Source organism: Lysobacter enzymogenes, from assembly GCF_017355525.1.
In the GTDB taxonomy this organism is placed as follows: Bacteria; Pseudomonadota; Gammaproteobacteria; order Xanthomonadales; family Xanthomonadaceae; genus Lysobacter; species Lysobacter enzymogenes_C.
In genome coordinates, this window is record NZ_CP067395.1 from 3,178,272 (window position 1) to 3,202,525 (window position 24,254).

The following is a 24,254-nucleotide window of genomic DNA, read 5'->3' on the forward strand; positions in this document are numbered from 1 at the left end:
CCACGCCTGCCCTGTAGGAGCGGCGTCCCACGGGATTTCCTTCGGTCACAAGCCGCGACCGCGACACCGCAACTACGACGCAACTGCCGCTTCGCCTGCGTCGATCACCCGCCACCGTCTCACCCCGGCCCAGGTCCCCCGGCAGCGGCGGCGCGAGCCGCGACCGCGACCTCGCCACGACGAGGTAGGCGATGTGTCGCGGTCGCGGCTCGCGCCGCTCCTACAGGGGCAGACGGAACTGTGCGGGCGGTTGGCGGCAGAACCGGTTCGAGTCATAGGCCGCGGCCGCTGGGGAGGGTCGGGGACGACCTTGGGGATGCGGCCGCGACCTATGACTGGAACCGGCTCGGACGCCGCGCATGCGGCGCGCCCGCCGCAATGGCGGGAACGGTCCGGGGGAGTTCGATGAGGGGGCCGAAAACAGAGGCCCGCGCCGCCCGGCCAGACTCCCTGTCAGCCGGGCGGCGCAAACCGCACGCCGGCCCTAGGGAACCAGCGTGCCAAACACGGGCTGCGAGTCGGCGTCGTAAATACGCAGCCACAGCCCTTTGCGAGCCTGTACCGCGTATCTCCGGGCCGAGGGCAGCACGGACTTCAGCGCCGCTTCGGCGCTGCGGTACTCCTGTTCGATCTCTGCGATCGCCACGGCCAGCGCGCGGTCGTCGCCGCCGCCGTCGCGCTGCTTCAGTTCGACGCGAAACATGGGTCATCCTTGTGGAAAGTCAGCCGGCCCGGTCTGGGGGATGTCCGCTTAGGCGGATCTATGACTCGGTGGTGCCGTCGAGCGATACCAAAGATGCTTGTTGCGCGTAAAGGAAACTGTCGTCGGAGTGCTCTACAGCGTGTAGGAATTTTCCTAATGCGACGTGTCGAACGTCACAGGTTTCAGACGTAACGGTGGACTTGAGATGCCATTTGTTCATGTGGACCTGCTTCACGGTTAGCAGGCCCGCGCAGCGCTAGGGCGCCGCAGCGGCGCTTTGCGCACGACCGGACAGCCACGGCTGCAGCTCGCGCAAGCCTTGGCGCAGCGCGTCGGCCAAGGCGCGCACGCGTTCGGTGCGGCGCAGATCCGGATGGCTGAGCAGCCACAGATCCGTGCCCATCGCCTCGACCGGCGCGCCGACCCGGACCAGCCCGCGCTCGCCGTCGCCCAAATAGCACGGCAGCACGGTCAGGCCCATGCCGGCGGCGGCGGCGTCGCGCAGCGCCAGCAGGCTGTTGGCGCTGAACACGGTGCGGCGGTCGTACTGCATGCGCCGCAGCCACTGCGCCATGCCGATGTGGGCGAGGTTGCCGCCGGGCGCGAGCCAGTCGTAGCCGTCCAGATCCTGCGGCCCGGCGCCGCGCGGCAGGCGCAGCGCGCGCGGACGGTAGACCGCGCTGGCCAGGCGCGCGACCTTGCGCCCGATCAAGCCCTCCGGCGGCTCGCCGCCGGGGCGCAGGGCCAGATCGGCTTCGTGCCGGCTCAGGTCCTGGGTGTGGTTGTCGGCGGTCACCTGCAACACGATCCCCGGATGCTCGCGGCGGAAGCGCACCAGCAGCGCCGGCAGCACGCCGTACAGCAGCGGATCGACCGTGGTCAGGCGGACCTTGCCGGTCGGGCGCGCGTCGAGCCCGCTCAGGCGGCGCTCGGCGGCGGCGATGCGCGCCTCGATCTCGGCCGCGGCGGCGATCGCCTCCTCGCCGTTCGGCGTAGGCGCATACCCGTCGCGCGCGCGCTCGAACAGGCGCACGCCGAGCGCGCGCTCGATCGTGTTGACGCGGCGGAACACGGTGGGATGGCTGACCGCCAGACGCTTGGCCGCGCCGTTGAGCGAGCCGGCGCGGCCGACCGCGAGCAGGAAGCGGTAGTCGTCCCAGGCCAGGCCGGCGGGGTCGGCGGCGGGCGCGGATGCCTTGTTCATCGGTGCAAACTCCGCTTGCGCGTATGGGGAAATGTATTTCAGCGATGAACATCCTAACGTGACGGCACCGCGTCGTCCGACGCACCCGAACAGGAATCCCCGATGTCCGCCCGTCTGGATTACAACAAGGTCGACCCGCGCGGCACGCAAGCGCTGCTGGGCCTGCGCAAGTACATCGAACACAGCGGCCTGGAGCCGTCGCTGATCGATCTGGTCAACGTCCGCATCTCGCAGATCAACGGCTGCGCGTATTGCATCCGCGCGCATACCGACGAAGCGGTGGCGCGCGGCGAAAGCCACACCCGCCTGCATCTGCTGCGGGTGTGGCCGGAAGGGCCCTTCAGCGAGCGCGAACGCGCCGCGCTGGCCTGGGCCGAAGCGATCACCGAGGTCGGCGATCCGCTCGATCAGGCGCCGGTCGACGATGCGGTGTACGCGCGGGTGCGCGAGCAGTTCGACGATTCGGATCTGGTCGCGCTGACCTACACGGCGATCGCGATGAACGCGTGGAACCGGTTGGCGATCGCGTTCCGCAAGCCGGATCCGGCGTTGGCGGCGGGTTGAGCCCGGGCGCGCGCTGGCGGTTTTGCCGTCGGCGCCGCGATGGACGTGCGCCGCAGTCAGAAGCGGTAGCGCACCACCCGCCCGAGGTCGCGCAGCCAGCGCGAGCGTTCGTACATACGGAACGCCAGCCGCTGCGTCCACGGCAACGCAGCCATTTCCGGCAGTTGCGAGTAGCGCGCCTCGTCGACCAATTGCAGGCGCGGATGCCACTGCTCCAGCGCGGCCGCGCCGCGCGCGTCCCACTCGCCGATGCGCGCGTCGGTGGCGCGGATCATGCGCGCATGCCGCAGCAGGCGCAGGGCGAGGCGGTTGTAGACGTCGCACAGCAACTGCCCGCCTTGCGGGAAATGTTCGATCAGCCGCAACACCAGTTCGCGCACGCGGTCCTGGTCGAGATACGGGAACAAGCCTTCGGCGATCACCAGCACCGGGCGGTCGTTGTCGAGCTTGCCGATCCAGTCCGGCTCCATCACGTTGCTCGCCAGGGTGCGGTACTTGCCCAGGCGCTGCGGCAGCAGTTCGCGCCGCAGCCGGATCACTTCCGGGAAATCGATGTCGAGCCAGTCCACGTCCAGGTCCGGATCGACCCGGTAGATGCGCGAATCCAGGCCGCAGGCCAGGTGCAGCACCAGGGTGTCCTGGCGCGATTGCAGCGCCGCGCGCGTCCATTTGTCGATCGCCAGGGAACGGAACGCCAGGCCGCGGATGTCGAGCGGGCTCAGGCCGAAGCGTTCGAAATCGTAGTCCAGGCGCCGGGCCAGATCGTCGGCCAGACGGTCGTGCAGGACCGGGTGCGCGCTGCGATTGTCCATCGCCTTGGCGTAGAGGGTGATCAGCAGGGTTTCTTGACTGCCTTCCAGGCGCATCGGCGGCTCCAGGGACTCGGTCGGGCGGCTCGGGCGCGCGACCACGGCGAGCGCGGAGTGTGCGCGGCGCGGCGTGACGCCGGGGCGTAGGCCGCGCGGCTGCCACTAGACCACCGGCGCTATTAATTCCCCGTCACGCGCGCGCCCGCCGCGACCGGCCATCGCGGGCCCGCACCCGCGGACTGCGCCCGCGCTGCGCGCTGGCCGGCACGCCGCCACCGGCGCAACGATCCGTGCCCGCGGCGCGATTGCGCCGCCCGCAGCGCGCGCGGAGACTGCACGCCATCGCCCGCGCCGTACCGGCGCCGCGCCGCTCCCCCGCCCCAAAACCGGCAGAACCCACCGATGGACGCACTGCTGCACCTGATCGAACACTACGGCCTGCTCGTGGTCTTCGTCTGCGTGCTGCTCGACCAGGGCGGCCTGCCGGTGCCGGCGTATCCGCCGATCGTCGTCGCCAGCGCGGTCGCGGTCGACCACCAGCCCAACCTGTGGCTGGCGCTGCCGCCGGTGCTGCTGGCCGCGGCGCTGGCGGCGCTGCTGGCCGACAGCGTGTGGTACTTCGGCGGCCGCCGCATCGGCGCGCGGCTGTTGCGGCTGATGTGCCGGGTGTCGCTGTCGCCGGATTCGTGCGTGCTGACCACGCGCAGCCTCTACGCGCGCTGGGGCGCGCCGTCGCTGGTAGTGGCCAAGTTCGTGCCCGGCTTCGCCGCGGTGGCGACCGTGCTGGCCGGCGAAACCGGCACCCGCCCGCGCCGCTTCGCGTTCTACGACGGGCTCGGCGCGCTGCTGTGGGCCGGCGTGGCGGTGGCGCTGGGCGCGGTCTTCCATCGCGCGGTCAACGAGGTGCTGGACCGGCTCGACACCCTCGGCCGCTACGGCCTGATCGTGCTGGCCGCGCTGATCGCCGCCTGGATCGGCTACAAGCTGCTCAAGCGCCAGTTGTTCATGCGCGAACTGCGCATGGCGCGGATCTCGCCCGGCGAACTCGGCCGGCTGCTGGCGGAAGGTTCGGAGCCGACCATCCTGGACGTGCGCAGCCACCAGCAGCGCGACGCCTCCGGCTGGATTCCCGGCGCGATCTTCGTCGCCACCCTGGCCGACGAATCGCTCAGCGGCATTCCGCCGGAGCGGCGCGAGGAAGTCATCGTCTACTGCGACTGCCCCAACGAAGCCTCGGCCGCGACCCTGGCGCGCGAGCTGCGCCGGCGCGGGTTCAAGCGGGTGCGGCCACTGGCCGGCGGGTTCGAGGCCTGGCGCGCGCAGGGGCTGGCCGTGGCGGTGAAGCAGGAGGCGTGAGCGAAAGCGCAACAGGCGCGAGCCCTGGGCTTTTCGCGCACGCCTCATTCCTCTGCGTTCACTTGCCGCTTTCGTAGAACTCGATCGGCAACCCGTCCGGATCGGCGCAAAACGTGAACCGGCGGCCGGTGTATTCGTCGACGCGGACCGGTTCGACCGCGACGCCGTGGGCGTGCAGGTGGGCGACGCAGGCGTCGAGGTCGGGCGTGGCGAAGGCCAGATGGCGCAGGCCGCAGGCTTCCGGGTACGACGGGCGCGGCGGCGGGTCGGGGAACGAGAACAGTTCGAGCTGGCCGCCGTCGGGCAGGGCCAGGTCGAGCTTGTGCGAGCGCCGCGCCTCGCGCCAGACCTCGGCCAGGGTGCGCAGGCCTAATACTTGGGTGTAGAAACGCTTGGAACGCGGGTAGTCGGCGCAGATGATCGCGACGTGGTGGATGGACGACAGCTGCATGCGGCGCTCCGGCGAGCGCGGGGGTGTCGCTCGCGATGGGCCGATTGTCGGATACTGCGCGCATCCTGTCGCGCCGCGACCGTCCCGCCTTGCCGCATCCGCGCTCGGCGCCCTGCCTTGGAGCCCGCTGATGACCGTCTACGTCGACGACGCCGTGTGGCCCTGGCGCGGCGAACGCTGGGCGCATCTGATGGCCGACACCCTCGACGAACTGCACGAGTTCGCCCAGCGCCTGGGCCGGCCGCGGGAGTCGTTCCAGAACAAGCTCAGCGGCTGCCATTACGACGTGACCGCGCGGATGCGCGAACGCGCGCTGGAACTCGGCGCGGTGGCGATCTCGCGCCATCGCGATCGCGCGCAGGTGCGCGCGATCATCCAGCGGGCGCGGGATCAGGCTGCGGGCCTGGCGCCGTGATCGGAGAGCCGCCGTAAGCGGGTGCGGGCGGGCCTTGAATCCGACCGCACAAGCCGCTCAGCGGCGCGCATCCACCGCCATGCGCACGGCCAATGCCGACAGCACGCCGCCCATGACCCAGCGCTGCGCCGCGATCCAGCGCGGCCGCCCCGACAGGAACGCGGCGATGGCGCCGGCGCCGGCCACGATCAACGCGTTGACGCCGAGGCTGATGCAGATCTGCACGCTGCCGAGCAGCAGCGACTGCGCCATGACGCTGTGCTGCGGGTCGATGAACTGCGGCAGCAGGGCCAGATAGAACACCGCCACCTTCGGATTGAGCAGGCTGGTCAGCAGGCCCATGACGAACAGCCGGCGCGGACTGTCCGGCGCCAGTTCGCGCACCTGGAACGGCGAGCGCCCGCCGGGCTTGACCGCCTGCCAGGCCATCCACAGCAGATAGGCCGCGCCGCCGATGCGCAGCGCGTCGTAGGCGTACGGCACGGCGAACAGCAGCGCGGTGATGCCGAACGCGGCGGCCAGCAGATAGAACACGAAGCCCACGCCGACCCCGGCCAGCGACACCAGGCCGGCGCGGCGGCCCTGGCAGATCGAACGCGAGACCAGGTAAACCATGTTCGGCCCCGGCGTCAGCACCATCACCAAAGCCAGGCCGGCGAACGCCAGCAACGACGAAAGCGCAATCACGCGAACCTCCCGCATCGGCACAGGCGCCCATCATCGCCGATCCGCCGCGCAGCCGGTAAGGCCGCCGCCGTACCGCAGCATCCCGCCGTTCGAACCCATAAAAAAAGCCGCGACGGCAAAGGCCGTCGCGGCTTCCGCGGCGCCCTCGGGAGGCGCCTATGGCTCAATCGCTCAGAACCGCAGCGAGTAACGCGCGTTGACGCCGTGGTCGTCGGCCTCGTCGGCGAACTGCCCGCTGTAGTTCAACTCCAGCAGACCGTTCGCGCTCAGGCGCGCGGCGATGCCGGCTTCTACCAGGGTGGCGTCGTCGGCCAGCGGCGCGCCGGCCGCGTCGAACGCCGCGCCGCCGCGCCACCACGCGACCTGGGTCACCGGAGTCAGGTCGCCGCTGGCGTGGCGGCGGCCGAGGCCGCCGCGCAGGCTCAGCCAGCTCTGCTCCTGCTGCGAACCCTTGAGGTCGAGGTTGAAGCGCACGCCCAGGGTCGACAGGTCGACCTTGCTCTGCTCGGCGCGGCCGCCGAGCGCCGCGGCGCCGCCGGTTTCGCGGAACGCCTCGGTCTTGGCCCGCACCTGCGCGACTTGCAGGTACGGTTCCAGGCCCCAGGTGTCGCCGCCGAAGCGGTAAGCGCCTTCGACGAAGCCCTGCTCGGTGCGGCCGTCGTAGGTCGCGCGGGTGCTGTCGCTGAAACCGTTGAAGCCGATCCGGCGTTCCAGGTTCAGCTCCTGGCTCGCGTAGGTGTAGCCGGCGCTGAGCGCGAAACGGCCCCAGTTCTGGCCGCCGTAGACGCCGAGCTGGGTGCTCTTGATGCGGCCTTTGTCGAGACGGTCGCTGTGGTTGTCGATGCGGCCGGTGCCGCCGAGCACGCCGATGCGCCAGCCATTGGCGAGGCGGTAGTCGTAACCGACCAGGGTCGCCGAGCCGTTGTACTCGTTGCGCGCGGCGTTGCCGTCGCCTTCGAACGTACCGCCGGACTTCAGCAACTGCACCCAGGCGCCGTTGGACGCGCCTTCGCCGTCGGCGGCGAATTCGCCGCGGCCGCTGCGCGCGCGCGCCAGCGCGGCGTCGCGGACGTGGCGGCTGTCGTCGATGGCGATCGAACGCAGGCTGGCGTGGCCTTCGCCGCTGAGCTGGTCGAGCGCGGCCACGGCCTGCGCCGGGAACAGCTGGGTCAGCGGCTGCGGGATGCCCTGGCCGAAGGCGAGCTGGTCGGCCGCGGCGGCGGCGGCGATCTGGTTCGGCGTGACCGCGGCCGAGGCCAGCGACGCGCCGCGGGTGACTTCCACGCCGACCTGATTGGCGCCGTAGCTCAGGCCGAACTTCAGGAACGGCGAGAACGCGGTCTGGTCGAGCTTGGCGAACTGGCCGCTGATGCCGCCGGCGGCGTTGATGAGGTTGAAGTTCTGGCCGAGGAAGTACTGGCCCGGCGCATGCAGGACCATCAGCGTGCCGCCTTCGAGCGTCGCCTTGCCGGTGACGTCGATGCGGTCGGACTGGCCGCCGGCCGCGAGTTCGGCGACGTAGGTCGAACCGACCGCCTGGGTGTAATCGCCCTGTACGGTCAAGGTGCCGATGGAATTGCCCGGCGACACCGCGCCTTCCACGCGCACATCGCCGACGATGCGGCCGCTGCCGCCGAGGCCGGCGCCGGCGCGCACCGGCAGCTGCGCGGTGGTCAGCGTGCCGTTGACGACCAGGGTGCCGCCGTCGACCTGCGCGGCGTAGGTGTTGTTGCCGGTCAGTTCCAGCACGCCTTCCTTGACGTGCAGGCCGCCGAAGCTGTTGTTGCCGCTCAGGCGCAGCCAGCCGATGCCGGACTTGCTGAGCACGCCGGTGCCGCCGATGTCGTTGCGCCAGTCGTCCCAGGCCTTGCCTTCCCAGACCTTGGCGCCGCCGGCGAGGCGGTCGACGATCACGTCGGTGTCGACGCGGATCTGGCCCGGGCCGTCGATGGCCTTCTTCAGATTGATCAGGCCCCAGCCGTAGACCTCGTCGACGCCGGGCGCGCCGAGGTCGGTGGCGGTGGTCAGCAGCACGTCGCGCACCTGCGCGCCGGTCATGTACGGGAAGCGTTCGAACAGCAGGCCGAGCGCGCCGGTGACGTGCGGGGTCGCCATCGAGGTGCCGCTCAGATCGCCGTAGCCGTATTCGGGCGTGCCGGCGCTGATCTCGAACGATTGCGAGCCGTCCGGGTTGCGCACCAGGCCGCCCTGCAGCGAGCCTTCGCCGCCGAGGTAAGTCGAGGTGATGTTCGAGCCCGGCGCGGCCACGCACCAGTTCGCGGTCTGCGCGCAACGCATCGAGAAATCGCTGAGGACCAAGTCCGGCGTCACGCTGACCACGCTGAGCCAGTACTGCTCCAGGTCCTTGTACGCGCGCGGCAGGCTGGCGTAGAGGCCGGCCTGCGGCGCGGTTTCGGGAGTGACGTTCTCGTTGTGGTTGCCGGCGGCCCACACCTGCAGCATGCCCTTGGCGCGCGAGGCGTCGCCGAACACGTTGAAGTAGGCGTCGTTCTCCGGATCGAACAGGTAGCCGTCCAGGTCTTCCAGGGTCGCCGGCTCGTCCGCCAAGCCCCAGCTGTGGTTGAGCGCGCGCACGCCCTGCGAGTTCATGTCGGCGTACATGCGGGCGATGGTGGCGTCGTCGGCGCTCGGGCGCGGGATGCGCACCACGTTGTAGCCGGTCGCGGTGCGCTGCCATTCCTGCACGCCGTTGAACGCCCACTTGGCCACGCTGAGGTCGGCGCCGAAGGCGACGCCGTGGGTGCCGGTGCCGTCGCGGTTGGCGGCGATGGTGCCGCCGACGTGGGTGCCGTGGGTGTTGAATTCCCAGCCCGGCTGCACGTACGGGCCGGACATGATGATGCGGCGGATGTTCTCCGGCACGTTGGCGTTGAAGCCGGTGTACTGGATCTGGGCCTGATCGCCGCGCGAGAAGAAGCAGGCGTTGTCGCCGGTCAGCACGCTGGTGTTGCTGCAGAAGCTGCCGTCGGCCAACTGCTCGGCCATGATCACGGCGCGGTTGTCCTTGCCGGCGAATTCCGGATGGGCCAGCGCGGTGCCGCTGTCGTACACGCCCAGGCGCACGCCCTTGCCGGTCAGGCCGCGGGCGTAGGCGTACTGGGCGTTGATCGCGCTCAGGCCCCAGTCGGCGTCGAATTCTTCGCTGTGCCAGCTGTCGGGATTGCCGGTCTGCCCGTTGACGCTCTGCGCCGACACGGCGCCGGCGGCGGCGAGCAGGCCGCAGGCGACGGCCACGCACAGCAGCGAACGCGAATGGGAGCGGCGCGGGAAAACTTCATTGCGCGTCAATGCGCGATTGGTGCCTTGCATCTTCTTGATGAACCCCTGTCATGTAGAAGACGTCCTTGCGGACGCCATCGGTCAATGGCGGATGCGGGTGCCGCATCGCAGACGAAACGGGCCGCTAGGACGGCCTCTACATGAAGTAACGCAATGTAAAGAATGCCTCCCTACCCGCAGTTTTGCGGAAACGGGCATGACCAAAGACACATGAAAGATCGGATTCGGCAAAGTCGCGTTGCTGCGCAAGGCGTTGCGCAGCCGCGATGGCTCCGTGCAGGAGCGGCGCGAGCCGCGACCGCGAAACAACGCTTGCGTCGCAGGCGCGATGTCGCGGTCGCGGCTCGCGCCGCTCCTACAGGGGGATACGCGACACCGTCGCGCGGGGCGGATCAGTCTTCGTCGCGCTCGCCCGACATCAGGCCGCGGCGCCAGGCGAAGGCGACCGCTTCGGTGCGGTCGGCCAGATGCAGCTTGGCCAGCACGTTGCCCAGGTGCGACTTGACCGTCTTCTCGCCGATGTTGAGCGCGGCGGCGATGCGCGCGTTGCTGCCGCCCTCGGCGAGCTTGCGCAGCACGTCGAGCTCGCGCTCGGTCAGGCAGGCGAACGGGTCCTCGCGCGGTTCGCGCTTGCGCCGCACCGCCTTGAGGATGCGCTGGGCGACGAAGGGATGGATCACCGCCTCGCCGTCGGCGATGCGGCGCAGGGTCGCCAGCAGTTCGTCGCCGAGCATGCTCTTGAACAGCAGCGACTGCGCGCCGGCTTCGATCGCGGCGAACGCCAGATCGTCCTGGTCGGTCGACGTCAGCACCGCGATCGCGCTGCGCGGGCTGAACTGCTTGATCGCGCGAATCGCCTGCACGCCGTCGACGTCCGGCATCATCAGGTCGATCACGATCAGGTCCGGGGCCAGATCGCGCGCCAGCGCGATCGCCTCGGCGCCGCCGGCGGCCTCGCCGACCACGTCGAAATCCTCGGTCAGCATCAGCAGGCTGCGGATGCCCTTGCGCACCACTTCGTGGTCGTCGACCAACAGCACCGAGGTGCTCATGCGGAATCTCCTTGCGCCGCGGGCAATGTGAAAGACACCGTCACCACCGTGCCGCTGGCCGAGCTGGCGATGCGGAAGCGCCCGCCCGGCAGGGTGCGCGCGCGCATGCGCATGTTGCCCAGGCCCATGCCGGTGGTTTCGTGTTCGTCGACGGCGAAGCCGCAGCCGTCGTCCTGGATGGTCCAGCCGTAGCGGTCGCCGGCGCTGTTGAGCACCACTTCGATCCGGCGCGCGCCGCTGTGGCGCAGGCTGTTGGCCGCCGCCTCGGTGGCGATCAGCAGCAACTGCCCGGCGTGCTGCGGATGCTCGCCGACGCCGCGCTCGGCCACGCCGTCGAGCAGCAACCGCCACTCGATGCCGCTGCCGCCGAGCAAATGCGAGTACGTGTCTTCGAGCGCCTTGCGCAGGCCCTGCTCGGCCACGGTCGGCGCGCTGAAGCGCTGGATCACGTCGGCCAGATCGCGCTGCAATTGCCCGGTCAGGCCGAGCGCAGCCTTGATCAGCGCGCCCTGGCGCGGGTCGCGTCCGCTCTCGCCGTCGCGGCCGTTGAGGTGGTCGAGCACGCTCAACTGCAGGCCCAGCGCGAAGCTGCGCTGCTTGGCGGTGTCGTGCAGGTCGCGCGCCAGGCGGTTGCGTTCTTCCGACACCGCCAACTGCTGGCGCACCTGCATCACTTCGCCGAGCGCGTCGGCCATGCGGTCGAAACGCTGCGCCAGACGCCCGAATTCGTCGCGGCCGCGGTCGTGGATGCGGTTCACCAGATCGCCTTCGGCCCAGGCGTCGGCGATGTGTTCGGCGTGGCGGATGCGCCGGGTCAGCAGGGTCGCCACCGCGACCGAGGCCATCGCGCTGATGACGATCAGGTAGATCGCCAATCCGACCACATCGCCCAGGGTCATGCGCATGAAGGTCGCGACCGAGCCGCCCGGATGCTGGCCGACGCCGAGGCTGGCGCCGGGCGCGGCGGCCAGCGGCACCGCGGCCACGCTGATCCAGTCGCGCTCGCGTTCGAGCCGGCGGGTCGCGGCCACGCCTTGCGCGCTGGCGGTCTGCCCGGCCTGCTCCAGCGCGCGCGCCAGCGCCGCGCCGGGGCGCGGCGGATACATGCAGGCGCGGCCTTCGCTGTCGCGGTAGCGGATCGCGATGCGGCCGTCTTCGGGACCGCCGGCGAAGCTGTACGAGTACATCCACTGCGGCGTGTCCATGCCGATCACCCGCACCAGCACGCCTTGCAGCAGCGCCTGGCATTGCCCCGGCGGCATCCGCGCCAGATCCGGCAACGGCCCGAGCCGCTGCAATTCGCGCTGCAGCGAAGCCTCCAGCACCTGCGGCGCCAGATCCGTGCGCAGGTCCTGCCGCAGCAGATACACCGCCAGCAGCGACAGCAGGCCGGTGCTGATCCAGCACGCGATCAGCATCGACAGCAGGCATTTCCAGAACAGCCGGCTCCACCAGCGCCGGGTCGGCACGCGTGCGGCCGGAGTCGGGCGGGCGGCGGTTTCGTTCATGCCGCCAGTATTCCAGTTTCTGGATTTATTTGATCCGCCAAACGGCCGGGATCCGCCCCGCCGCCGGCCGGATGCCGGCCGCGGGCGCGGCGCCGAGCATGCGCGCTGCTCCCCACCGGACAGGCCCGCGCATGAACGCCCTTCCCCGCGCCGCCGCGCGCATCGAACACCTCGACGCGCTGCGCGGCCTGGCCCTGCTCGGCATCGTGCTGGTCAACATCGGCGTGTTCGCTTCGCCGTGGTGGGGCCTGGGGCCCGATCCGGCGCAGGCCGGTCCGCTCGACCGCGCGCTCGACGCGCTGATCGCGGCCGTGTTCGAAATGAAGTTCTACCTGCTGTTCTCGTTTCTGTTCGGTTACAGCTTCAGCCTGCAACAAACCGCCGCCGAACGCGCCGGACAAGCGTTCGCGCCGCGCATGGGCCGGCGCTTGTTGGGGCTGTGGATCGTCGGCGCCTTGCACGCGACGCTGCTGTTCCACGGCGACATCCTCACCACCTACGCGGCGATGGGCGCGTTGCTGTTGGCGCTGAGCCGCGCATCCGAACGCGCGCAATTGCGCATCGCGCACGTGCTGATCGCGGCGACCGCGCTGGGCTGGGCCGCGCTCGGCGCGCTGGCGTGGATCGATCCGGCGCCGGCCGATGCTGCTGGCGCGGCGGCGCAGGCGCAGGCGATCTGGCGCGGTTTCACCGGCTCGCCCGCGCAGGTGCTGGCGGTGCGCTGGAACGAACTCGCAAATACCTGGCCGATCCTGCTGTTGCTGCAAGCGCCGTGCGCGTTGGCGATGTTCCTCTACGGCCTCGTCGCGGGCCGGCGCAAGATCGCTGCGCATCTGCACGACTACCGCCCGCTGCTGCGGCGCCTGCGCATCGCCGGCCTCGGCTTCGGCGCGCCCGCCGCGCTGGCGCTCGGCGCGAATGCGCTGTGGCCGGTCTCCGATGCGGTCGAGCTGTGGGTGCTGGCGCTGAGCGTGTCGACCGCGCCGCTGCTGAGCCTGGCCTACGCCGCGCTGGCGCTGCCGTGGTTCGAACGCGGCGGCGCGCGCATCGCGCGGTGGTTGGCGCCGGCCGGACGCATGGCCTTGTCCAACTACCTGCTGCAATCGGCGGTGCTGGCGTGGTCGTTCACCGGCTACGGCCTGGGCTGGATGGGACGGCTGACGCCGGCCGCGGTGGCGGCGATCGCGCTGGTCCTGTTCGTCGCGCAAACCTGGCTCAGCTACGCATGGCTGCGCCGCTACGCCTACGGCCCGCTGGAATGGCTGCTGCGCGCATTGACCATCGGCGCCTGGCCGCGGTCGCAGCGGCCGGCTTACGACGCATCGCGCTGAATCGTTCGTCGCGCGCATGAATGCGGCGCGCGCGAATCTGACGCCTGTCATCTGTGTCGCGAACCGTGACCCGCGTTGCGTCCCGCGTCGTAGCCAGCGCGACAGGCGCGGGCCACACTCAACGGCCGTTTCGCTGCAGCCGGGAGTTCGCGCAACGCGCTCGCCATGACCGTCGCATCGACCGTTTCCGTTCCGCCGACGCCGCGCGTCGCGCCGGCCGCGCAGCGCTGACGCCGGCGTGCACGGCCTGTTCCGCGAACAAGCGCTCGACGCGCGCCGGCAACGCTGGCTCGGCCGCATCCGCCTGCCGGTGTCGCGCATGGGCACGGCGATGGCGGCGATGGCGGTGGTGGCGGTCTCTGCGCTGGCCGCGTTGCTGTGCTTCGGCCAGTACACTAGCAGCGAGCCGGCCTACGGCCAGTTGCAACCGCGCGGCGGCCTGATGGCGCTGTCGGCGCCGGCCGCGGGCACGCTGCTGCGCAGCCATGTCGGCGAAGGCGAACGGGTGCGGCGCGGGCAGATCCTGGCGGAAATCTCGGCCGAACTCGACAGCCCCGCGTTGCGCGGCGGCGTCGGCGCGGCTGTCAACGCCGAACTCGTCGCGCAGCGCGCGCGCCTGCTCGCGGATCGCGACGCGCTTGCGCAAAGCGCCGTGCGCGCCGCCGCGCAGTGGCGCGAGCGCATCGCGGCCGCGCAGCGGCGCATCGATCTGGCCGAGGCTCAACTGGCCCTGCGCGAGCAACGCGCCGCGCAAGCGCGCGCGCTGTCGGCGCAGGTGCAGCCGCTGCGCGGCGGCAAGCTGCTCAGCGACGTGCAATGGCAGCAGTACGAAGCCGCGCGCATCGACGCCGAAGCGCGGGTGCAGGACGCGCGCCGCGAAGGCCTCGACGCCGGCCGCGAACTGGCCGAAGCGCGCGCCGCCCTGGCCGAGCAGCCGCAACGCGACGAACAGCAACGCCACCGGATCGAACGCGAACTGGCCGACATCGCGCAAGACGACGCCCGCAACGAAGGCCGCCGCCGCATCGCCGTGCGCGCACCCGCCGACGGCCGCGCGGTCGCGCTGGCCGCGATGCCGGGCCAGAGCGTCGCCGCCGGCCAGCGCCTGTTGTCGCTGGCGCCGCAAGGCGTGCCGATGCAGGCCGAGCTGTGGGTGTCCGACCGCGCCCTCGGCAGCGTCGTCCCGGGCACCCCGGTGGCGATGCGGTACGCCGGGTTCCCTTATCAGCACTACGGCGTGCAGCGCGGGACGGTGATCGCGATCGCGCGCGGCGCGCTGTCGGCCGAGGAAATCCGCGCCCGCACCGGCCTGCCGGCAGCGGCGCCGGCGTGGCGGGTGCTGGTCGCGCTGGAGCGCCAGCGCATCGGCGCGCGCGGCTTGAGCGCGCAGATGCGGGTCGACGCCGAATTGCAGCTCGAACGCCGGCGCTTGTACGAATACCTGCTGGCGCCGCTGCGCCCGGAAGGCGGCGACGCGCCCGTGCGCACCGCCGGAGCGGCGCCATGAGCCGGCGCCGTCCGCTGCCGGCGCTGCAACAGGCCGAGCTGGCCGAATGCGGCCTGGCGTGCCTGGCGATGATCGCGATCCATCATGGCCACGACACCGATTTGCCGAGCCTGCGCCGGCGCTTCCCGGTGTCGCCGCGCGGCGCGACTTTGGCGCGGCTGTTGCAGACCGCCGGCGCGCTCGGCCTCGACGGACGCCCGCTGCGCGCGGAAATCGAAGCGCTGGAGCATCTGCGGCTGCCGTGCGTGCTGCACTGGGACCTCAACCATTTCGTCGTGCTCAAGCGCATCCATCGCGGCCGCGCCGAGATCCACGACCCCGCGCGCGGCGCGGTGACGATGACCCTGGCCGAATTCGGCCGCCATTTCACCGGCATCGCGGTCGAGCTGAACCCGCGCGCCGATTTCGCGCCGATGCGCGAACGCCAGCGCCTGAGCATCGGCGCGTTGGCCGGACGCATCGACGGCCTGCGCCGCGCCGGCGCGCAGGTGCTGCTGCTGGCGCTGGCGCTGGAAACCTTCACCTTGCTGCTGCCGCTGGCGATGCAATGGGTGCTCGATCGGGTGCTGGTGTCGGCCGACGTCGAGCTGCTGCATCTGCTCGGGCTCGGCTTCCTGGCGGTGGTGGCGATGCAGGCCGCGCTCGCGGCGATGCGCGGCTGGCTCATCGCCGACCTCGGCGCGGCGCTGAATTCGCAGTGGTTGGCCAATCTGTTCGGCCACCTGATGCGGCTGCCGCTGGAGTTCTTCGAAAAGCGCCACGTCGGCGGGGTGATGTCGCGCTTCGTTTCGGTCCAGTCGATCCAGCAGACGCTCAGCGCCAGCTTCGTCGAAAGCCTGCTCGACGGCCTGACCGCGGCGCTGGTGCTGGGCCTGCTGCTGTTCTACAGCCCGCCGCTGACCGCGCTGGTGCTGGCCGGCTTCTGCGTCTACGCCGGCTTGCGCTGGGCCGCGCTGCGGCGGCTGCGCCGGCTCAAGGAAGAACAGCTGATCCAGGCCGCGCAGCAGCAGAGCCTGCTGATCGAATCGATCCAGGGCGCGCAGACGATCAAGCTCGGCAACCGCCTCGACGAACGCCGCGCGCGCATCGCCAACGCCGCGGTCGAGGTCGCCCATCGCGACGCCGCGATCGGCCGCACCAACGCGGTGTTCTCGGCGCTGTCGAAACTGGTCGCCGGCAGCCAGCGCGTGCTGCTGATCTGGATCTGCGCGTGGCTGGCGCTGCAGGGCCGCTTCACCGCCGGCATGCTGGTGGTGTTCGTCGCCTACGCCGACCTGTTCGCGACCCGCACCGCCAGCCTGATCGACAAGCTGGTCGACCTGCGCCTGCTCGGCCTGCACGCCCAGCGCATCGGCGACATCGCCCTGCATGCGCCGGAGCCCGATCTGCACGGCGACTACGCCGGGCCTGTGCCGGCCGCGCGGATCGAAGTGCAAGGCGTCAGCTTCCGCTACGGCGAGGACGAGCCGTGGATCCTGCGCGATTGCAGTTTCAGCGTCGAAGAAGGCGAGTCGGTCGCCATCGTCGGTCCCTCGGGGTGCGGCAAGACCACGCTGGCGAAACTGCTGCTCGGGCTGCTGCGGCCGAGCGAAGGCCGGATCCTGATCGGCGGCGTCGACATCCACCGCTACGGCCTGAGCGCCTACCGCGAACTGTTCGGCGCGGTGATGCAGGAAGACGCGCTGTTCGCCGGATCGGTGGCCGAGAACATCGCCTTCTTCGACCCGCAGGCCGACTTCGAGCGGATCCAGGCCGCGGCGCGCGCCGCGCGCATCCACGACGACATCGCGGCGATGGCGATGGGCTACGAAACCCTGGTCGGCGACCTGGGCCAATCGCTGTCGGGCGGGCAGAAGCAGCGCGTGCTGCTGGCGCGCGCGCTGTACCGGCAGCCGCGGATATTGCTGCTCGACGAGGCCACCAGCCATCTCGACGTGGCCCGTGAGCACGAGATCAACCGCGAGGTCGCGCAGCTGCGCATCACCCGCATCGTCATCGCGCATCGCCCCGACACCATCCGCAGCGCGCAACGCGTGGTCGCGCTGCGCGCCGGCGGCGCGGAGCAATACCCGAACACCCCGCATGCATCCGCGGGTCCGAATCTCGGCGACGCGTCCGTGTTGCCATCGCTCGTGCCGACGCCGGAACGGCCTTCTCTTTCCGGCAACCCGCGTTTCTAAGGAGACTTTCATGAGCAACGTGAACCAGCCTCAGAACGACATCGCCCGTCCGCTCGCCCGCATCGCCGCGCGCGAGCTCACCGTCGAGGAGATCGCCGCGATCTCCGGCGGCAAGGGCGATACCACCCACGCCACCGGCCCGAACGGCGACGACCCGGGCGATCCGGATCTCGTCTGAAGCCGCACCGCCGTTAAGCGCCGTCGGCCGAACCGCGCGCGAGCGACGCACGCGTAAGCCGTAAACGCTGCGGCCCCAGGCACGCCCCCGCAACGGGGCGTGCCTGACTTTCCGGGCGCGACCCGGCAACCCTTCCGCTCTCCTCGCTTCCCTCATTCCCCTCTATCGCGATGTCACGTCCCCTGATCCTGTCCTCGCTGCAACACGACATCCACGCCGCCGCCGTGCGCTGGGCGCTGCGCGCCGACGGCATCGACGCGCTGTGGAGCGGCTCGCTGGCCGATCCGGCGCTGGCGCCGATGTCGCTGCATTGCGACAGCGACGGCGGCCTGCGCATGGGCGGCGCGCTCGACGCGGCCGGCATCGGCGCGGTCTGGTACCGCCGTCCGCGCGATCCGGACGAATTTCCGCGCGCCCATCCCGGCGATGCGCCGTTCCTGCGCGGCGAATGGGGCCGGTTCCTGCGCAACGTGCACGCGCTGGCCGACGAAGGCGGCGCGCGGCTGTGGGTCAACCGCCCGGCTGCGGCGGCGAGCGCCGAGAACAAACTCGTGCAACTGCGCGCCGCGCACCGCTGCGGGCTGCGCTTTCCGCCGACCCTGGTCTCGCACGACCCGGCCGAAATCCGCGCCTTCGTGCGCCGCCACGGGCGCGTGGTCTACAAACCGTTCCTCACCCACACCTGGCAGGACGCCGAAAGCGGGCGCATGTTCAGCACCTACGCGCGCATCGTCGAGCCGCAGATGCTCGAAGACGACGCCAGCTTGCTGCAATGCCCCGGCATCTACCAGGCCTACGTCGACAAGCGCTGCGACCTGCGCGTGACCGTCGTCGGCGAGCGCTTCTTTCCGGCGCGGCTGCGCTCGCAGCACAGCGACGGTTTCGTCGACTGGCGCGTGCGCCAGGCGGTGCAAGGCCTGCAGGCCGAACCGGGCGAGCTGTCCGCCGGCGATGCCGACAAGCTGCGCGCGTTGATGCGCGAGCTGGGGCTGGCGTTCGGCTGCATCGACCTGGCGGTCGACGGCGACGGCCAGGCGCACTTCCTGGAAGTGAACCAGGCCGGGCAGTTCCTGTTCGTCGAGCATCTGGTGCCGCAGCTGCCGTTGCTGCGGGCGATGAGCGCGATGCTGGCGCAAGGGCGCGCGGATTATTCGCTCGATGCCGCCGCGCCGTTGTCGTACGCGGATTATCTGGCCAGCGAGGAGCATGCGCAGTGGTGGGCGCAGGCCAGCGAAGGGCTCAAGGATCGCAGCCCTGCGGCGGCGGGGATCACCTTGGAGTGACGCCGCGGCTGACGCAGCCGCGACCCGGCCTTCAGAACGCCCGGCTCACCGTAACGCTGCCGAACACCGGCGTCTGCTTCTGCCCCTCGAACTCGCGCGTGCTGTGGTAGCGCGCGAACGCGAACTTCCAGCGCCCGCGCATCAGCGCCACGCCGTAGCCGACCTCGCCGACGAACGGGCGCTTGTCGACGCTGTGGCTGTTGCGGAAGGTATTGCCGTCCAGGGTGATGTCGCGCAGCACCCAGCGCACGTCCGAGGTCAGGAACAGGTGCGCGGCGAACGGCCGGTCGCCGGTGTTGTAGTGGGTGGTCGGCGCGGTGTTCTCGCCGGCCGGGCGCAGCGGGGTGCTGCCGAAATCGTCGGGCAGGCGCAGGCCGAAGCGCACTTCCATGCCGGCGTTGGCGTAAGTGGCGAGGTTGCCGAAGCTGCCGCCGTAGTGGCCGACCGCGTCCCAGCCCCAGCGGCGTTCGTGCGCGTCGGCGGGAGCGAAGCGGCGCATGCGCTCGTGCACGATGCGGAACACCGGTTCGTCGTGCAGCTGGTTGTCCCAGCCTTCGAAGGTCTTGTCGCCGAGCGCGCGGTGGACCGCGTTCTGCACCTGCTTGCCGAGCGCCGAAGGGCCGACGATGCCGAACTGCAACTGGGTGGTGCGCAGGTAATTGCCGGTGCGCGCGTTGTAGCCCAGGCCCGCGAGCAGCGCGCCGGCGTAGGGCCGGTCGTCGCGGATCAGGTCGCGGCGGCTGTAGTCGGTGGGGGTGAAGATGCCCTGCGAAAACGTCGCGATCATGTTGCGCTGCTCGTAGCCTTGCGGCGGCTGCAGCGCATCGAGATGGCTGTTGATCCAGCGCGCCAGGCGCGGAATGCACGGGTCGTCGGTGTAGTCGGCGAGGTTCGGCGAGACCAGGGTCAGCTGTATACCGTTGCTGTAGCCCTGGTCCTGGCCGCCGAACAAGTCGTTGTCCAGGCGCAGGTTGACCGTCGGCGGCAGCCGGGTATGGCCGTTGGTGCAGGCTTCGCGGCCTTCCGCGGCGGCGGCGCCCGCGTGCAGGGCGGTGCCGGCGAACAGAAGGGACAGCAGCAAGTCGTTGGCGCGCATGGGCATCGGCAGGCGTGCGGCGCCGCGAACAGTGCGGCGGCCGGTGAGTGCGGCAGGAAGCGCCGCGAACCGTGGCGGCGACGGCGCATCGGGTGGCGCGGCCGCGCGGCTGGACAGGGCGCACAAAATCTCACGGATCCCGTGCGATGGGGCTCGCAGGGCCGCGACGGTTCGTCCCGCAGATGGTGCTTGAGATGGTCGGCGGCGTCTTTGCCGCTTGAGCCTGCTGGGTGCGGGAGTTCGGCGATCTGAGAAGAAAGCGCCGGACCCGAAAGACCTACCGCGATCGCAGCGCCGGGCCCGCCGCCGCTGTGCGAGGGCCTTCAGGCCCGCCGCACGGCGCTCGCAACGCGGCGCTCACTCCATTTCGGGCAACGCATACTCGAAACGGTAGAAGTGCGCCCCGCCCTCGCGGATGTCGATCGTCATCCGCCCGCTCAGGCCTTCGAGCTCGCCGGTGCCCGAATCCGGCACCACCACGACCGCCAGTTCGGCCTGGCCGCGGTTCATCAGCCCGCTGTGCAGCAACAGGAAACCGCCGCGCCGGCCGTCGAGCGCACCGTCGACTTTCTCCAGCGCGACGTAACCGGCCGAGCCTTTGACCGCGGTCATCGCCGCCAGCATCTCGCCGCGGCTGCTCGCGTCGAGCGCGCCTTCGAAGCGTTTGTCCAGCGCCATGCGCCCGAACATTCCTTCGGCGGCGGCGTGCACCGGCTGCGGGCTCAGTTCGACCCGGAACGGACCTTCGACTTGCGGCATGGCGGCGGCTCCGCGCGCGGCTGCGCCCCAACGGCGCGGCCCGAGTCGCGCATGCTAATCCGATTCGCGCCGCCGCGTTGCGCCGCGCTTGCGCTCGGCATGGCCGCAGTGCGGCAACTTGCCGCAGCCGGCCGCGGCGGCGCTGACCTAGCATCTGCGGCGGCTGCGGCCGTCCGCGCCTTTCGCGTTCCGATGCGCCGGCGGCGCGCTCCCCCCTCCCACCTTCGCGCGCCGCCGACGCCGCGCGCCTTCGCCGTCGCCCCTCGCTCATGCCGATTCTCCGTCCGCACCGCCGTTCCCGTTTCGCCGTCTGCGCCCTCGCCGCAGCGCTGTGCGCTGCCTTGCCGGCGTATGCCGCCGGATCGTCGAGCGCTGACGAGGCAGATCGGGCGGTGAACCTGGACGCGGTGCGGGTGCAGGCCGAACGCCGCGACGCGCGCGCCGCCTCGGTCGCCAGCGCCAGCCGGCTCGGACTCGACCCGGCCGAGATTCCGGCCACGCTCGACCTGCTCGACGCCGACGACATCCAGGCGCGCGGCCTGCGCGACAGCGTCGAGATCCTGCGCGCCATGCCCGGAGTGATGGCCGGCAACCTGCCCGGCCAGCCCGGCGTGGCATCGATGCGCGGCTTCGCGTCCGGCGCGGTGTCGTATCTGTTCGACGGCGTGCGCCTGACCAGTTCGGGTTTCTCCTCGCGCAACTGGGACAGCTTCCAGTTCGAACGGGTCGAGGCGCTCAAGGGCCCGGCCTCGGTGCTGTACGGCGAAGGCGTGCTGGCCGGGGCGATCAACTTCGTGCCGAAGAATGCGCAACTCGATGGCCGCAGCGGCGAGCTGCTGCTCGGCTACGGCAGCCGCCGCAGCGCCCGGCTCGGGCTGGACGGCAATGCGCCGCTGAGCGACACCGTGGCCGTGCGCGGCGTGCTCAGCGCCAACCGCAGCGACGGCTACGTCGACGACACCGCGTCGCAGGCGCAGGCCTTCAGCGGTTCGCTGCTGTGGCAGCCCGACGCGCGGCTGAGCCTGCGCGCGGCGCTGGACTACAACCGCGACGATTTCGACACCGCGTATTTCGGCGCGCCGCTGGTGCCGCGCGCAGTCGCGGCCGATCCCAGCGCGCTGGTCGGCAACCCGCTCGGGCTGGTGGTCGACAAGGCCGCGCGCGAGCGCAACTACAACGTCCGCGACGGCCGCATGGATTCGCGCTCGTGGTGGCTGCGCACGCGCCTGGACTATCGCCTGAGCGACGCCTGGAACCTCAGCAACGAGGCCAGCGTCTACGACGCGCGGCGGCGCTGGGACAACAGCGAAGACTTCACCTACAACGCCGTCAGCGGCCGGCTGGACCGCAGCGCCTCGCGCATCCACCACGACCAACGGGTGTGGAACCAGCGCCTGAGCCTGCGCCACGAAGGCCGCCTCGGCGGGCGCCGGCATCTGTTCGCCGCCGGTTTCGAATACAGCGACACCGACTTCTTCAACCTGCGCCGGTTCGGCCGCGCCGGCTCGGTCGACCTGCTGGCGCAAGAGCGCGGCACCCTGCCGCCCGACAACCCGCTCGACTACACCGACGGCCGCAACGATTTCAGCACCCGCGCCAAAGTCGCCGCGGTGTTCGCCGAGGACGCGCTGAACCTCAGCGAACGCTGGCTGCTGGTGGCCGGCCTGCGCCACGAGCGGATCGAACTGCGCCGGCGCAACCTCGACCTCGACAGCGGCCTGCGCAGCGGCTTCGGCCGCGAGTTCTCGCCGACCTCGTGGCGCCTGGGCAGCGTGTTCGAACTGCGCCCGCAGACCCAGCTCTACGCCCAGTACAGCAGCGCGGTGCTGCCGGTCAGTTCGTTCCTGACCATCAACCAGCGCAACAACGCCTTCGACCTCAGCCACGGCGAATCGGTGGAGGTCGGCTTGCGCAGCGAACTGTTCGACCGGCGCCTGCGCCTCAACGCCGCCGCGTACCGGCTGCGCCAGGACGACATCCTGACCCGCGACCCCTTGCAGCCGCAGATCAGCGTGCAGAACGGGCGCCAGTCGTCGCAGGGCGTGGAGCTGTCGCTGAGCGCGCAAGCCACCGCGCGCCTGCGCATCGACGCCAGCGCGGCGTTGCTGTCGGCGCGCTTCGACCGCCTGCGCGAAGCCGGCGGCGCCGACCGCAGCGGCAACCGTCCGTCGAACGTGCCCGAGCGCACCGCCAGCGTCGACGCGTGGTATCGCCTCGACGGCCTGCCGCTGAGTTTCCACCTGGGCCTGCGTCACGTCGGCGATTTCTACACCGACAACGCCAACCAGTTCCGGGTCCGCGCGCATACCGTCGCCGACGCCGCGGTCGACTGGAACGGCGCCAGCGGCCGCTACACCCTGCGCGTGCGCAACCTCGCCGATGCGTTCTATGCCGACTGGTCCGGCTACAGCGCGCGCCAGGTCTATCTGGGCGCGCCGCGCAGCGTCGAGCTGACCTACACCCGCGCATTCCGATGAACGACGCGGCGCGCCAGCGCGGGTTCTACCGCAGCGCGTGGCGCTGGCATTTCTACGCCGGCCTGCTGGTGATGCCGTTCTTGCTGGTGCTGGCGCTGACCGGCGCGGTGTACCTGTTCCACGACGAGATCGAGGACGCGGTGCACGCGCCGCTGCGCTTCGCGCCGCAGCGCCGCGCCGACCTGCCGCTGTCGCGCTTGCTCGACGCGGCGCGCGCGGCGTACCCGGGCGAGGTCACCCGCATCGACCTGCCCGCCGATCCGCGCCGCACCGCGCAGGTGTTCGTGACCCCGACCCGCGGCGAACCGCTGCGCGTGTTCGTCGACCCCGGCAGCGCGCGCGTACACGGCGCCTTCGTCTACACCCGCACCCTGGTCGGTTTCGCCGACACCATGCACGGCTCGCTGTTGCTGGGCCGCTTCGGCGACGCGCTGGTGGAAACCGCGGCGTGCTGGGCGCTGCTGCTGGTCGCCACCGGCGCCTACCTGTGGTGGCCGCGCGGGCGCGGCTGGCGCGCGGCGCTGTGGCCGGACTGGCGCGCGCGCGGCCGCGGCTTCTGGCGCAGCCTGCACGCCAGCGTCGGCGCGTGGACCGCGGCGCTGATCGTGTTCCTGATCCTGACCGGCCTGCCCTGGGCCGGGGTGTGGGGCGAGTTGCTGCGCGCGGGCTTGCAGCCGCTGGGCCTGGGTTATCCCGCCGAACACCGCCACCATGCCGCCGCCGCACCGCGGGTCGGGCAGGCGGTCGGCGATGCGCCGTGGACGCTGCGCGACGCGCCGCTGCCGGCCTCGCACGCTCACCACGGCGCCGGGCACGGCGCCGGTCATGACGCGAGCCGCGGCGCGGCCGCCGACATCGGCATCGACGCGGCGGTGCGCACGCTGGCCGCGCACGGCCTGCGCGGCGACTATCGACTGTCGCTGCCGCACGGCGCCGACGGCGTCTACACCGCGGTGGTCTATCCCGACCGGCCGCAAGGCCAGCGCACCGTGCATGTGGACCGCTACAGCGGCGCGGTGGCCGGCGACACCGGCTTCGCCGACTACGGCCTCGGCGCCAAAGCGGTGGAACTCGGCGTGCAGCTGCACATGGGTCGCTACTTCGGCCGCGCCAACCAGATCGTCATGCTGCTGCCGTGCCTGGGCATCGTCGCGCTGAGCGTCAGCGGCGCGTGGATGTGGTGGAAGCGCCGCCCGCGCGGGCGCCTGGGCGCGCCGCCGGCGCCCGCGCCGGCGCGGCTGCGCACGGTCGCGGCGATCGCGCTGGCCTGCGCGATCGCGTTTCCGCTGCTCGGCGCGTCGCTGCTGCTGGTGGCGGCGCTGGACCGCTGGGTGATCGCGCGGGTGCCGCGCTGGGCGGCGTTCCTGCATTGAGCCGGTAGCGGCGGCGTTGCG

20 protein-coding genes are annotated in these 24,254 nt (G+C 71.3%); 10 read left to right on the forward strand and 10 right to left on the reverse strand.

Features of this window, described 5'->3' with window-relative positions; genetic code table 11:
- Positions 1-484 precede the first annotated feature (484 nt).
- Positions 485-703, reverse strand: a complete 219-nt coding sequence (locus tag JHW38_RS13350; RefSeq protein ID WP_207521814.1) for a hypothetical protein — start codon at positions 701-703, stop codon at positions 485-487.
- A gap of 256 nt (positions 704-959) precedes the next feature.
- Positions 960-1,907, reverse strand: coding sequence for a LysR family transcriptional regulator (locus JHW38_RS13355; RefSeq protein ID WP_207521815.1), 948 nt, complete (start codon positions 1,905-1,907; stop codon positions 960-962).
- Positions 1,908-2,009: 102 nt separating this feature from the next.
- On the opposite strand from JHW38_RS13355, the gene JHW38_RS13360 reads away from it, so the two are divergent.
- Positions 2,010-2,471 carry a carboxymuconolactone decarboxylase family protein gene (locus tag JHW38_RS13360; protein ID WP_207521816.1) on the forward strand — a complete coding sequence of 154 codons (462 nt, stop codon included), beginning with the start codon at positions 2,010-2,012 and terminating at the stop codon, positions 2,469-2,471.
- Positions 2,472-2,527: 56 nt separating this feature from the next.
- Here JHW38_RS13360 and JHW38_RS13365 read toward each other — a convergent pair whose 3' ends face one another.
- The gene (locus JHW38_RS13365) at positions 2,528-3,337 is read right to left on the reverse strand and encodes a class I SAM-dependent methyltransferase (protein ID WP_207521817.1); all 810 of its coding nucleotides are present in this window, start codon (positions 3,335-3,337) and stop codon (positions 2,528-2,530) included.
- 345 nt (positions 3,338-3,682) lie between these two features.
- Between JHW38_RS13365 and JHW38_RS13370 the strand changes: the two genes are divergently transcribed.
- Positions 3,683-4,636 (forward strand): rhodanese-like domain-containing protein, encoded by a 954-nt coding sequence (locus JHW38_RS13370; protein WP_207521818.1) that lies wholly within the window; start codon positions 3,683-3,685, stop codon positions 4,634-4,636.
- A gap of 58 nt (positions 4,637-4,694) precedes the next feature.
- Here JHW38_RS13370 and gloA2 read toward each other — a convergent pair whose 3' ends face one another.
- Positions 4,695-5,087, reverse strand: coding sequence for an SMU1112c/YaeR family gloxylase I-like metalloprotein (gene gloA2, locus JHW38_RS13375; RefSeq protein ID WP_207521819.1), 393 nt, complete (start codon positions 5,085-5,087; stop codon positions 4,695-4,697).
- Between the two features lie 130 nt (positions 5,088-5,217).
- Between gloA2 and JHW38_RS13380 the strand changes: the two genes are divergently transcribed.
- Positions 5,218-5,502 carry a DUF4031 domain-containing protein gene (locus tag JHW38_RS13380; protein ID WP_207521820.1) on the forward strand — a complete coding sequence of 95 codons (285 nt, stop codon included), beginning with the start codon at positions 5,218-5,220 and terminating at the stop codon, positions 5,500-5,502.
- 57 nt (positions 5,503-5,559) lie between these two features.
- Here the strand turns inward: JHW38_RS13380 and JHW38_RS13385 are convergent, their stop codons facing one another.
- The 4 genes from JHW38_RS13385 to JHW38_RS13400 form a co-directional block, all read right to left on the reverse strand.
- A complete protein-coding gene (locus JHW38_RS13385; protein ID WP_207521821.1) occupies positions 5,560-6,189 on the reverse strand; it encodes a LysE family translocator in 630 nt (209 codons plus the stop codon).
- A gap of 171 nt (positions 6,190-6,360) precedes the next feature.
- Positions 6,361-9,519 (reverse strand): S8 family serine peptidase, encoded by a 3,159-nt coding sequence (locus JHW38_RS13390; protein WP_207521822.1) that lies wholly within the window; start codon positions 9,517-9,519, stop codon positions 6,361-6,363.
- A gap of 362 nt (positions 9,520-9,881) precedes the next feature.
- Positions 9,882-10,541 (reverse strand): response regulator, encoded by a 660-nt coding sequence (locus JHW38_RS13395; protein ID WP_207521823.1) that lies wholly within the window; start codon positions 10,539-10,541, stop codon positions 9,882-9,884.
- Positions 10,538-12,049 (reverse strand): sensor histidine kinase, encoded by a 1,512-nt coding sequence (locus tag JHW38_RS13400; protein ID WP_207521824.1) that lies wholly within the window; start codon positions 12,047-12,049, stop codon positions 10,538-10,540. Before JHW38_RS13400 ends, JHW38_RS13395 begins: the two co-directional genes overlap by 4 nt.
- Positions 12,050-12,180: 131 nt before the next feature.
- Between JHW38_RS13400 and JHW38_RS13405 the strand changes: the two genes are divergently transcribed.
- The 5 genes from JHW38_RS13405 to JHW38_RS13425 all read left to right on the forward strand — a co-directional run bounded on the left by JHW38_RS13405 (position 12,181) and on the right by JHW38_RS13425 (position 18,528).
- A complete protein-coding gene (locus JHW38_RS13405; RefSeq protein WP_207521825.1) occupies positions 12,181-13,380 on the forward strand; it encodes a DUF418 domain-containing protein in 1,200 nt (399 codons plus the stop codon).
- A gap of 238 nt (positions 13,381-13,618) precedes the next feature.
- Positions 13,619-14,887 (forward strand): HlyD family secretion protein, encoded by a 1,269-nt coding sequence (locus tag JHW38_RS13410; RefSeq protein WP_207521826.1) that lies wholly within the window; start codon positions 13,619-13,621, stop codon positions 14,885-14,887.
- The gene (locus JHW38_RS13415) at positions 14,884-17,067 is read left to right on the forward strand and encodes a peptidase domain-containing ABC transporter (protein WP_207521827.1); all 2,184 of its coding nucleotides are present in this window, start codon (positions 14,884-14,886) and stop codon (positions 17,065-17,067) included. The genes JHW38_RS13410 and JHW38_RS13415 overlap by 4 nt, the downstream gene beginning before the upstream one ends.
- 10 nt (positions 17,068-17,077) lie before the next feature.
- Entirely contained in the window at positions 17,078-17,245 is a 168-nt protein-coding gene (locus tag JHW38_RS13420) for a hypothetical protein (RefSeq protein ID WP_207521828.1), read from the forward strand.
- A 170-nt stretch (positions 17,246-17,415) separates the two neighbouring features.
- Positions 17,416-18,528: a hypothetical protein gene (locus JHW38_RS13425; RefSeq protein WP_207521829.1), complete on the forward strand. Its 1,113-nt coding sequence runs from the start codon at positions 17,416-17,418 to the stop codon at positions 18,526-18,528.
- Between the two features lie 31 nt (positions 18,529-18,559).
- Here JHW38_RS13425 and JHW38_RS13430 read toward each other — a convergent pair whose 3' ends face one another.
- Positions 18,560-19,630, reverse strand: coding sequence for a lipid A deacylase LpxR family protein (locus JHW38_RS13430; RefSeq protein WP_428995243.1), 1,071 nt, complete (start codon positions 19,628-19,630; stop codon positions 18,560-18,562).
- 351 nt (positions 19,631-19,981) lie between these two features.
- A complete protein-coding gene (locus JHW38_RS13435) occupies positions 19,982-20,383 on the reverse strand; it encodes a DUF3224 domain-containing protein (protein ID WP_207521831.1) in 402 nt (133 codons plus the stop codon).
- A 392-nt stretch (positions 20,384-20,775) separates the two neighbouring features.
- Between JHW38_RS13435 and JHW38_RS13440 the strand changes: the two genes are divergently transcribed.
- Entirely contained in the window at positions 20,776-22,860 is a 2,085-nt protein-coding gene (locus JHW38_RS13440) for a TonB-dependent receptor (RefSeq protein ID WP_207521832.1), read from the forward strand.
- Positions 22,857-24,233, forward strand: a complete 1,377-nt coding sequence (locus tag JHW38_RS13445; RefSeq protein ID WP_207521833.1) for a PepSY-associated TM helix domain-containing protein — start codon at positions 22,857-22,859, stop codon at positions 24,231-24,233. The genes JHW38_RS13440 and JHW38_RS13445 overlap by 4 nt, the downstream gene beginning before the upstream one ends.
- Positions 24,234-24,254: the final 21 nt, after the last annotated feature.